Annotated in this window: 9 protein-coding genes; 7 read left to right on the top strand and 2 right to left on the bottom strand. The window is 70.8% G+C overall.

Annotated features, from left to right (window positions below; translation table 11 throughout):
- Window positions 1–80: 80 nt before the first annotated feature.
- The gene (locus tag AC1Q49_RS15495; protein ID WP_492493251.1) at window positions 81–845 is read right to left on the bottom strand and encodes an IclR family transcriptional regulator; all 765 of its coding nucleotides are present in this window, start codon (window positions 843–845) and stop codon (window positions 81–83) included.
- Between the two features lie 209 nt (window positions 846–1,054).
- Here AC1Q49_RS15495 and dhaK point away from each other — a divergent pair, with 209 nt between their 5' ends.
- The 3 genes from dhaK to AC1Q49_RS15480 are packed head-to-tail and all read left to right on the top strand — an operon-like array spanning window position 1,055 to window position 3,499.
- Window positions 1,055–2,047, top strand: coding sequence for a dihydroxyacetone kinase subunit DhaK (gene dhaK, locus AC1Q49_RS15490; protein ID WP_492493249.1), 993 nt, complete (start codon window positions 1,055–1,057; stop codon window positions 2,045–2,047).
- Window position 2,048: 1 nt separating this feature from the next.
- On the top strand, window positions 2,049–2,711 hold the full coding sequence (gene dhaL, locus AC1Q49_RS15485; RefSeq protein ID WP_191009156.1) for a dihydroxyacetone kinase subunit DhaL: 663 nt from the start codon (window positions 2,049–2,051) through the stop codon (window positions 2,709–2,711).
- Window positions 2,708–3,499 carry an HPr family phosphocarrier protein gene (locus AC1Q49_RS15480; protein ID WP_191009155.1) on the top strand — a complete coding sequence of 264 codons (792 nt, stop codon included), beginning with the start codon at window positions 2,708–2,710 and terminating at the stop codon, window positions 3,497–3,499. Before dhaL ends, AC1Q49_RS15480 begins: the two co-directional genes overlap by 4 nt.
- A 3-nt stretch (window positions 3,500–3,502) precedes the next feature.
- Here the strand turns inward: AC1Q49_RS15480 and AC1Q49_RS15475 are convergent, their stop codons facing one another.
- The gene (locus tag AC1Q49_RS15475; protein ID WP_492493246.1) at window positions 3,503–4,678 is read right to left on the bottom strand and encodes a DUF4192 family protein; all 1,176 of its coding nucleotides are present in this window, start codon (window positions 4,676–4,678) and stop codon (window positions 3,503–3,505) included.
- 117 nt (window positions 4,679–4,795) lie between these two features.
- Between AC1Q49_RS15475 and AC1Q49_RS15470 the strand changes: the two genes are divergently transcribed.
- The 4 genes from AC1Q49_RS15470 (at window position 4,796) to AC1Q49_RS15455 (ending at window position 10,055) form a co-directional block, all read left to right on the top strand.
- The gene (locus AC1Q49_RS15470; RefSeq protein ID WP_492493244.1) at window positions 4,796–5,035 is read left to right on the top strand and encodes a hypothetical protein; all 240 of its coding nucleotides are present in this window, start codon (window positions 4,796–4,798) and stop codon (window positions 5,033–5,035) included.
- Between the two features lie 50 nt (window positions 5,036–5,085).
- On the top strand, window positions 5,086–6,546 hold the full coding sequence (cls, locus tag AC1Q49_RS15465) for a cardiolipin synthase (protein ID WP_101306970.1): 1,461 nt from the start codon (window positions 5,086–5,088) through the stop codon (window positions 6,544–6,546).
- Window positions 6,547–6,620: 74 nt separating this feature from the next.
- Complete coding sequence (locus tag AC1Q49_RS15460) at window positions 6,621–7,331, top strand: hypothetical protein (protein ID WP_492493241.1); 711 nt, start codon at window positions 6,621–6,623, stop codon at window positions 7,329–7,331.
- A gap of 198 nt (window positions 7,332–7,529) precedes the next feature.
- A complete protein-coding gene (locus AC1Q49_RS15455) occupies window positions 7,530–10,055 on the top strand; it encodes an ATP-dependent Clp protease ATP-binding subunit (protein WP_060960554.1) in 2,526 nt (841 codons plus the stop codon).
- The last annotated feature ends 47 nt before the right edge of the window (window positions 10,056–10,102 follow it).

Below are 10,102 nucleotides of genomic sequence, written 5' to 3'. Positions count from 1 at the left end.
CGCTCAACGACCGGGGGTGGGGGTGGGGCGGAGCCGCGGTCGTTGAGCGAGGAGCGCAGCGACGAGTCGAAACGCGGTGATCAGATCCCGGACCCGGGTCGCGGGGGCCAGCCGGGCGCGCCGAGATCGCGCGAGATCGCCTGCGCCGCGTCGCGCAGCTCCTTGAGCACCGCAGCATCCAGCGCGGACGCGGGCGCGGGGAACACGACCCCGAGTGCGGCGACCACGACACCGTCCTCCCCGGCGACCGGGACCGCGATCGACGCATCCCCGATCACCGCCTCCTCGTCCTCGGTGGCGAGGGCCCGGTCGCGCACGACGGCGAGCTGGTCGCGCAGCGCGTCGCCGTCGGTGACGGTGTCGCCGGTGAGGTCCGCCAGATCGCGGGTGAGAACGTCCGCGCGGAACGCGTCGTCGTAGGCGAGCAGGACCTTCCCGAGCGCGGACGCATGGGCGGGAAGGGTGATGCCGGTCTCGGGCATCTGCTCGGTGCCGTCGGGACGCCGGTCGTGATGGATGACGAGGACGTCGGTGTTGTGCGCGACCCCGAGGCGCGAGGCGAGTCCGGTGCGGTGCGACAGATCGTGCATGCGCCGCAATGACCGGCCGCGCACGTCGAGGGTGTCGAGGTACACGCTCGACAGGGTGAGCAGCGCCGGGCCGAGCGCGTAGCGGCTGCCACGCGTCTCCTGCGCGACCAGGCCGTGCTCCTGCAGCGACTTCACGAGGCCGTGCACCGTCGACGGCGGCAGCTCGAGCGCGGCGGCGAGCTCGCTGATGCCGAGACGCCGCGCGCCCTGCAGCAGAGAGAGGATGCGCGCGGCGCGGTCGATGGACTGGATCATCCCGAGGCCTTTCGCGCGCGGACGGTGGACGTCACACTACCTCTTGACAGGGGTGCAGATGGGGAAGATATTCGACATAGACGAATCGCAGTCGATCATGTCGAAAACCTCACGGCGCAGCCGCGGCCCCGTGACGCACCGCGAAGAAGCCAGTGAAGAACCCGAGCCAAGAACTCGAGCGAAGAACTCAGCGAAGAGGAGAACCGCGCATGAAGAAGCTCATCAACTCGGCCGAAGCGGTGCTGGCCGACGCCCTGCGCGGCGTCGCGGCCGCGCATCCCGAGCTCACGGTCGATCATGACAACCGCGTCGTGATCAGCAACGCTCCGCGAGAGGGACGTGTCGCCCTCATCTCGGGGGGCGGCTCGGGTCACGAACCGCTGCACAGCGGGTTCGTCGGTGCGGGCATGCTGGATGCCGCCTGTGCCGGCGAAGTGTTCACCTCGCCGACGCCCGACCAGATGCTCGCCGCCGCGCAGGCCGTCGACTCCGGCGCCGGCGTGCTGTTCATCGTCAAGAACTACACGGGCGACGTGCTCAACTTCGAGATGGCGGCCGAGCTGGCCGCCGACGAGGGCATCGCCTCGGAATCCGTCATCGTCGCCGACGACGTCGCCGTCAAGGACTCGACCTGGACGGCCGGGCGTCGCGGCGTCGGCACGACGCTGCTCGTCGAGAAGATCGCCGGAGCCGCGGCCGCGGAGGGCAAGAGCCTTGCGGAGGTGAAGGCGGTCGCCGAGCACGTCGCGTCGCAGGGGCGGTCGATGGGGGTGGCGCTCACCAGCTGCACGGTCCCGGCCGTCGGGCATCCCAGCTTCGATCTGCCCGACGACGAGATGGAGATGGGTGTCGGCATCCACGGCGAACCCGGGCGCACCCGCGTGCCCCTCGCGCCGGCGCGCGATATCGCGGGCGAGCTCGTCGAGGCGATCGCCGGCGATCTGGACTTCACCGGGGCTCCCGTGATCGCTCTGCTGACCGGGCTGGGCGGCACTCCTCTCATCGAGCTGTACGTGATCTACGCCGACATCGCCGACGCGCTGGCCGCCAAGGGCATCACCGTCGCGCGGAGCCTCGTCGGCGATTACGTCACGAGCCTCGACATGGCGGGATGCTCGCTGACCCTCCTGCGCGCCGACGACGAGGTGCTGCGCCTCTGGGATGCTCCCGTCGAGACGAGCGCGCTGCGGTGGGGGCGCTGAGATGACGGATGCGGCGACGACCGACGCGGTGACGCTCGAGATCCTCGACCGGTGGGTGCGTCTCGGCGCCGCCCGGCTGGACGCCGAGGCCGACCGGCTCACCGCGCTCGACTCGGCGATCGGTGACGCGGACCACGGCACGAACATGCATCGTGGCTTCACGGCGATCGTCGCGAAGCTGGATGCGACGCCGCCGCAGACGGTGCCGGAGTTCTTCAAGGCCGTGGGTATGACCCTCGTCAGCAAGGTCGGCGGAGCGAGCGGGTCGCTGTACGGAACGCTGTTCCTCGACATGGGGAAGAGTGCGCCCGACGGCACGTCGCTGTCGGCAGTCGAATGGGCTCACGCCCTGTCCGCAGGTGTCGCCGCCGTCGTGGCGCGCGGGCACGCGCAGCCCGGCGACAAGACGATGATCGATGCGTTCGGCCCCGCCCTGGAGGCGCTCGACAGCGCACTCGCCGGCGGTGCGACGCTGGCCGCGGCGGCGGGAGCAGCAGCGGACGCCGCCGAGCGCGGCAGCGCCGACACCGAGCCGCTCGTCGCACGCAAGGGGCGCGCCTCGTATCTCGGGGAGCGCAGCGTCGGTCACATCGACCCCGGCTCGGCCTCGACCGCTCTGCTGCTGAGGGCGTTCGCCGACGCGCTCGCCGGGGAGGCGGCGTGATCGGGTTCGTCATCGTCTCGCACAGCGAGCCCCTCGCGCACGCTGCCGTCGACCTCGCGATGCAGATGGTCCACGGTGCGGCCCCGCCGGTGCGGGTCGCCTCGGGCGCCGACGGCGGATTCGGCACGGACGCTGCGGCCATCGCCGACGCCGTCGATGCGTTGGCCGACTCCGACGGCGTGGTGATCATCACCGACCTCGGCTCCGCGGTGATCAGTTCCGAGCTGGCTCTCGACCTGCGCACGAGCACGGTGCCGGTGCGCATCAGCGACGGTCCCTTCGTGGAGGGCATCACCGCAGGGATGGTGCGTGCGGCCACCGGCGGCAGCCTCGACGACGTGGCACACGAGGCCGCCGCCGCGCTCGCGGCCAAGCAGCCGCAGGGATCGCCGGCATCCCCCGGCGCGTCCATCCCCGCAGCGCCCGGAGCGCCTGCCCCCGGCGCGTCCAACCCCGGCGCCCTCACCCCGGTCGCCCCCGACGGCGCGTCGACGCCGGATGCCTCCGTCGACGCGCTGCTGCGGAACCCGATGGGGCTGCACTCGCGGCCGGCGGCCATGGTCGTCAAAGCCGCCGGCGGGTTCGATGCGGACGTCGCGATCGCCGATGTCACGACGGGTGCCGGCCCCGCTTCCGCCGCCAGCCTGATCGGTCTGCTGACCCTGGGGGCGTCGGAGGGCGACACCGTGCGCATCACCGCGATCGGGGCGGAGGCCGCCGCGGCCGTCGATGCCATCCGCCGACTCGTCGACGACGGGTTTGGTGAGCTCGCAGCCGCGTCGGCCTGACGACTACCGTGCACGGAACGCCCAGTCGGGCAGATGGCCCGCGGTGACGAAGGAGCCGACGATCTCCGCGAGCCCGTGCCGCGGCTCAGCGTGCAGCGCCTGCCGGATGTACGCCTCCGCGTGCGTCGAGCGGCCGCGGGCCCACGCGATCCAGCCGCACACCGCGAGAGCCCCCGCACGCCGCTTCTTCGGCATGACCGCCGCCACCGCGCGCGCCAGGCGCAGCGCCGTGTCGAGGCGTACGGGATCCGGGCGGGGTCCGTCGCCCCACATCACCTCCGCGAGGTCGCTCGGGTACTCCTCGCCGTCCTCCCAGCGCCGTTGCGCCTCCATCGCCGCGTCGCCGCCGTCGACGTCGCTCGCCCACTGGACCAGCGCGACATCGCGCAGCGCGGGACGCGCGAAGCACCAGCCGAGCATCGCGGCATCCATCGGTGCGAGATCCTCGGCGTTCCACGACAGTGCGCGTTCGAACAGGGCCGGCAGGTCGTCGAGCGCGCACGCCGCCTGCAGTGCGGCGGGGTCGATACGGGAGGGAGCGGATCCGCTCACCCGAGGGATGCCGCAGAGGGTCTCGAGGGCCGCGTCGAGCGAGCGCAGCGCCTGCCCGACGGCGCGTCGCCGGGTGGCGCCGGGGAGGGGCAGCCGCGCTCCCGCGGCCTGATCCGCGGCGAGCGGACCGTCGACGGTCTCCGCGGGCAGGTCGTCGCGCGGCGCGATGGCGGCCAGCGGGTGACCGCCGGGCGGCAGGTCGTCGGCCCGCGCCGAACCCCAGCCGTTCGCCGCGACGATCAACGCATCGCCGACCGGGAGTCCGCAGTCGTCGGCGCGGTTCAGGAGCGCATCGACGACCGGACGGTGCGGCAGCGCACCCGCTGATCGCGCGCCGCCGCCGGCCGCTGCCCCGTCCCCGTCCGCGGCATCCGCGCTGATCTCGGCATCCGTGTAGACGACGATCATCACGGTCTCCACCTCGGCGATGCGGCAGGCCATGCCGATGATGCTGGCCGCCGCGCCGGCGGCCGCCTCCTCGGACGGGAGATCGACGCGCAGGACGCCGAGGCTCCGCCCCTGCGCCAGCGGAACGACCACGACGCTGTCGTGCGGTGTGCACCCCAGCATGTGCGGGAGGACGGACAGGAACTGTGCCGCGTCGGCGGCCCGGACGATCGTGGACATGCGGCGAGTCTGATCGGCGGGCGAGGTCGCCGGGCGGCGCGGACGTCACCCGTGGACAACCTCCGCGGACGTCGGTGCTGGGGAGGAGACGGCGACCACGCGCGTACGATGGAGGGCATGGACTCGTACTGGACCGCCGTCGCGTGGTCGCTCCTGCCGACCGTCGTCGTGCTGGGGCTGTTCGTGTTCGTCCTGCGCTCGATCCTGCGGATGGATCGCACCGAGCGTCGCGTCTACACCGAGGTCGAGAACGAAGAGCGCGCCAAGCGCGGATTGCCGCCCGTCGGCGCCGGCGAGGAGGCGCGCGTCGCGGCATCCCCGGCGGCCGCGACCGCCGACGCGCCGCCGACGACCTGAGTCGGAGATAGTCGCTACGCTGGGCGGAGTCCGACAGCGGGGAGAGCGACGTGGATCAGACCGGATGGACCCTCGCCTGGGTGATCCTGGTCTTCGTGACCGATGTGACGGTCCGCATCCTCGCGGTGATCATCGTCCCGCGCAACCGTCGCCCGACCGCGGCGATGGCGTGGCTGCTCGCCATCTACTTCATCCCGCTGATCGGCGTCTTCCTCTTCTTGATGATCGGCAATCCGCGCCTGCCGCGCAAGCGCCGCAAGAAGCAGCAGCAGATCAACGACTACATCCGCACCACCAGCCACGGGCTCGACCTCGGCACGCTGCGCCCCGACCCGCCGCTCTGGTTCGCTCAGCTCGTACGGCTCAACCGCAACCTCGGGGCGATGCCGCTCTCGGGCGAGAACGACGCGACGCTCATCTCCGGATACGAGGAGAGCATCGAGGAGATGGCCGCCGCCATCCGTGAGGCGACGAGCTACGTGCACGTCGAGTTCTACATCCTGCAGTGCGACGCCACCACCGAGGTCTTCTTCGACGCCCTCGAGGACGCCATCGAGCGGGGCGTGGTCGTGCGGGTGCTGCTGGACCACTGGGCCAACCGGGGCAAGCCCTTCTACGCCGAGACCTGTCGCCGGCTCGACGCCATGGGCGCGACGTGGCACCTGATGCTGCCGGTCCAGCCGCTGCGCGGCAAGTACCAGCGGCCCGATCTGCGCAACCACCGCAAGCTCCTCGTCGTCGACGGGCACACCGCCTTCATGGGCTCGCAGAACGTCACCGACTCCACCTACAACCTCCGCAAGAACATCAAGCGCGGCCTGCACTGGGTCGACATGATGGCGCGACTGGACGGGCCGGTCGTGGCATCCGTCAACGCCGTCTTCCTGAGCGATTGGTACAGCGAGACGGATGAGATCGTCGAAGGGATCGAGCTCTTCGACGTGCGCACCGGCGGCGGAGACCTCGACTGCCAGGTCATCCCGTCCGGCCCGGGATTCGAGTTCCAGAACAACCTCAAGCTGTTCATGACGCTGCTCTTCGCCGCGCGCGAGAAGATCATCATCGTCTCGCCCTACTTCGTGCCCGACGAAGGACTGCTGCTCGCGATCCAGACGGCGTGCCAGCGGGGCGTCCACGTCGAGCTGTTCGTCTCGGAAGAGGGCGACCAGGCGATGGTCTACCACGCGCAGCGCAGCTACTACGAGGCCCTGCTGCGCGGGGGAGTGAAGATCTGGATGTACGAGAAGCCGTTCATCCTCCACTCCAAGTCGATGTCGATCGACGACGAGGTCGCCGTCATCGGGTCGAGCAACATGGACATGCGCAGCTTCGGCCTCAACCTGGAGATCTCGCTGCTCGTGCGCGGCGAGGACTTCGTCGGCCAGCTGCGCGCCGTCGAGGACGAGTACCGCGCGCTCAGCCGCGAACTGACGCTCGACGAGTGGATGAAGCAGCCGCTGCGCTCGACGGTGCTCGACAACCTCGCGCGCCTCACCTCCGCCCTGCAGTGAGGCGCGCGGCAGTCGTTATCCGGTCGTGACCGCCCTCACGGGACGGGTTCAGAACGCTCCGCCAGGATGGTGCCATGACGTCCCGACGCGCGCTCGCCCTGTCCGCCATCGTGATCTCGGGGGCGCTCGCGCTCGCCGGCTGCGCATCCGGCTCCACCTCGCCGGCGGCGACGCCCGCGGCGAGCGGCGACGCGAGCGCGCTGGAGGTCTGGGCCGGCTGGCTCGACGGGGGCCGCGCCGTGGCCGTCGTCACCCAGGGCTCGTCCAGCTGTGTGCCGACCGCCTCCGCGGTCGACCTCCAGGCCGACGGCTCCGTCGCCGTCACCCTCGACAACCCCGCCGGCGATGTCGTCTGCACCGCCGACTACGCGCCCCGCGCGAGCCTCGTCTCCCTGCCGGCCGGTGTGGACGCCACGCAGAAGATCGCCCTCACGGTGTCCCTCGACGGGGGAGCGCCCGGCGAGACCGTGCTGTCCCCGTACGCCGGACCCGAGGTGGCCGACTATGCGCCCTCGGCGGGGTGGGTCGGCGACGGGATGCTGGCCATCCTCACGTGGGGCTCGTCCTCGTGCGCGCCGACCGTGAAGGATGCCGTCGCCGGCCAGACCGACATCGCGGTGACCTTCGCCGACCTGCCGGACGGTCAGCCCTGCACGATGGACATGGCGCCGCGCGTCGCCCTCGCGCACGTCGACGGCGCGACCGCGGCATCCGGCATGACCGCGACGCTCTCCGGCGGCGACGCGCAGTTCGCGACCCCCGTCACCATCCCCATCGCCGGCTGAGCCGAGCCCGCGGGTCGTTTCGGTCCGCTCGGTGGCGGCGGGGCCGTCGTCGGACGGACCCGCCTCGCTCGTGCGGGCGGCGGGCCGAGCGGATGCCGCGGCGGTGCGCCGACGGCGAACACGGGCATACCGGCATTCGCTGATCGTTACCCTCGACGTAAGCGCACCAGAAGACGTGCGCCGGAGGAGTGTCGACGAATGTTCGAGAGATTCACGGACCGTGCCCGTCGTGTGGTCGTTCTCGCCCAAGAAGAGGCGAAGATGCTCAACCACAACTACATCGGCACCGAGCACATCCTGCTCGGTCTCATCCACGAGGGCGAGGGCGTCGCCGCCAAGGCGCTCGAGAGCCTGGGGATCTCGCTGGACGCCGTCCGCGAGCAGGTCCAGGACATCATCGGCCAGGGTCAGCAGCAGCCGACCGGCCACATCCCCTTCACGCCGCGCGCGAAGAAGGTGCTGGAGCTGAGCCTGCGCGAGGCGCTGCAGCTCGGCCACAACTACATCGGCACCGAGCACATCCTGCTCGGCCTCATCCGCGAGGGTGAGGGCGTCGCCGCCCAGGTGCTCGTCAAGCTCGGCGCCGACCTCAACAAGGTGCGCCAGCAGGTCATCCAGCTGCTCAGCGGCTACCAGGGCAAGGAGCCCGCGGGCGTCGCCGCCGGTGCCGGCGAGCAGAACCAGCAGGCCGCCCAGGGCGGCTCGGCGGTGCTCGACCAGTTCGGCCGCAACCTCACGCAGGCCGCGCGCGACAACAAGCTCGACCCCGTGATCGGACGCGAGAAGGAGATCGAGCGGGTCATGCAGATCCTCTCGCGCCGCTCGAAGAACAACCCCGTCCTCATCGGTGAGCCCGGCGTCGGCAAGACCGCCGTCGTGGAGGGCCTCGCGCAGGCGATCGTGAAGAACGACGTGCCCGAGACCCTGAAGGACAAGCAGGTCTACTCGCTCGACCTCGGCTCGCTCATCGCCGGTTCCCGCTACCGCGGCGACTTCGAGGAGCGCCTGAAGAAGGTCACCAAGGAGATCCGCACCCGCGGCGACATCATCGTCTTCATCGACGAGATCCACACCCTCGTGGGTGCGGGTGCCGCCGAGGGAGCGATCGACGCCGCCTCGATCCTCAAGCCGCTGCTCGCCCGCGGCGAGCTGCAGACGATTGGTGCGACGACCCTCGACGAGTACCGCAAGCACTTCGAGAAGGATGCCGCGCTCGAGCGCCGGTTCCAGCCGATCCAGGTGGCCGAGCCGAGCCTGCCCCACGCGATCAACATCCTGAAGGGGCTGCGCGACCGCTACGAGGCGCACCACAAGGTGCAGATCACCGACGGCGCGATCGTCGCGGCTGCGAACCTCGCCGACCGTTATATCAGCGACCGCTTCCTGCCCGACAAGGCCATCGACCTGATCGACGAGGCCGGCGCCCGCCTGCGCCTGTCGATCCTGTCGAGCCCGCCGGAGCTGCGCGAGTTCGACGAGAAGATCGCCAAGGTCCGCGAGGACAAGGAGACCGCCAGCGAGGAGCAGGACTTCGAGAAGGCCGCGGCCCTCCGCGACGAGGAGAAGTCCCTGCTCGCCGAGCGTCTGCGCCTCGAGAAGCAGTGGCGCAGCGGCGACGTCGCCAGCCACGCGGTGGTCGACGAGGGTCTGATCGCCGAGGTGCTGGCGCAGGCCACCGGCATCCCCGTCTTCAAGCTCACCGAGGAGGAGACCAGCCGTCTCGTCTTCATGGAGAAGGCTCTGCACCAGCGGGTCATCGGCCAGGAGGAGGCGATCGCCGCGCTCAGCCGCACGATCCGCCGCCAGCGTGCCGGGCTCAAGGACCCGAAGCGTCCCAGCGGCTCGTTCATCTTCGCCGGCCCCACGGGCGTCGGGAAGACCGAGCTCGCCAAGGCGCTCGCGGAGTTCCTGTTCGACGACGAGGGCGCGCTGATCTCGCTCGACATGAGCGAGTTCGGTGAGAAGCACACCGTCTCGCGGCTGTTCGGTGCCCCTCCCGGGTTCGTCGGCTTCGAAGAGGGCGGCCAGCTCACCGAGAAGGTGCGCCGCAAGCCGTTCTCGGTCGTGCTCTTCGACGAGATCGAGAAGGCGCACCCCGACATCTTCAACTCGCTGCTGCAGATCCTCGAAGAGGGTCGCCTGACCGACGGTCAGGGCCGCGTCGTCGACTTCAAGAACACGGTCATCATCATGACCACCAACCTCGGTTCGTCGGCGATCGCCGGCGGCCCGGTCGGGTTCCAGGTCGAGGGCAACGCGCAGACGACGTACGAGCGGATGAAGGGCAAGGTCGACGAGGAGCTGAAGCGCCACTTCAAGCCCGAGTTCCTCAACCGCGTCGACGACGTCATCGTCTTCCCGCAGCTCAACAAGGACGAGCTCCGTCAGATCGTGGGCCTGTTCACGAAGCGGCTGAGCGAGCGTCTGCTCGACCGCGACATGACGGTCGAGCTGTCGGACGCCGCGAAGGACCGCCTCATCGAGATCGGGTTCGACCCGACGCTCGGTGCCCGGCCGCTGCGCCGCGCCATGCAGCGCGAGGTCGAGGACCAGCTGTCCGAGCGGATCCTGCACGGTGAGCTCAACCCCGGCGACCACGTCAAGGTGGATGCCGAGAACGGCAAGTTCCTGTTCGAGCACGGCCCGCGCGGCGAGAAGGTCGCGGTCGGCGTCGGCGCGGCGGGAGCCATCGAGGCCACCCCGGACATCGTCGCCGGAGGCTGACCCGGATCGAACGTCACCCGGAGGGGCGGATGCTGCGGCATCCGCCC

The sequence above is a fragment of the Microbacterium sp. MPR-TSA4 genome (genome assembly GCF_058792815.1).
This window is presented reverse-complemented; position numbering and strand designations above follow the sequence as displayed.

Bases quoted from the DNA above. Each gene is read 5' to 3' on its own strand.
- AC1Q49_RS15495 (WP_492493251.1), bottom strand. From the start codon at position 845: ATGATCCAGTCCATCGACCGCGCCGCGCGCATCCTCTCTCTGCTGCAG.
- dhaK (WP_492493249.1), top strand. From the start codon at position 1,055: ATGAAGAAGCTCATCAACTCGGCCGAAGCGGTGCTGGCCGACGCCCTG.
- AC1Q49_RS15460 (WP_492493241.1), top strand. From the start codon at position 6,621: ATGACGTCCCGACGCGCGCTCGCCCTGTCCGCCATCGTGATCTCGGGG.
- dhaL (WP_191009156.1), top strand. From the start codon at position 2,049: ATGACGGATGCGGCGACGACCGACGCGGTGACGCTCGAGATCCTCGAC.
- AC1Q49_RS15455 (WP_060960554.1), top strand. From the start codon at position 7,530: ATGTTCGAGAGATTCACGGACCGTGCCCGTCGTGTGGTCGTTCTCGCC.
- AC1Q49_RS15475 (WP_492493246.1), bottom strand. From the start codon at position 4,678: ATGTCCACGATCGTCCGGGCCGCCGACGCGGCACAGTTCCTGTCCGTC.
- AC1Q49_RS15470 (WP_492493244.1), top strand. From the start codon at position 4,796: ATGGACTCGTACTGGACCGCCGTCGCGTGGTCGCTCCTGCCGACCGTC.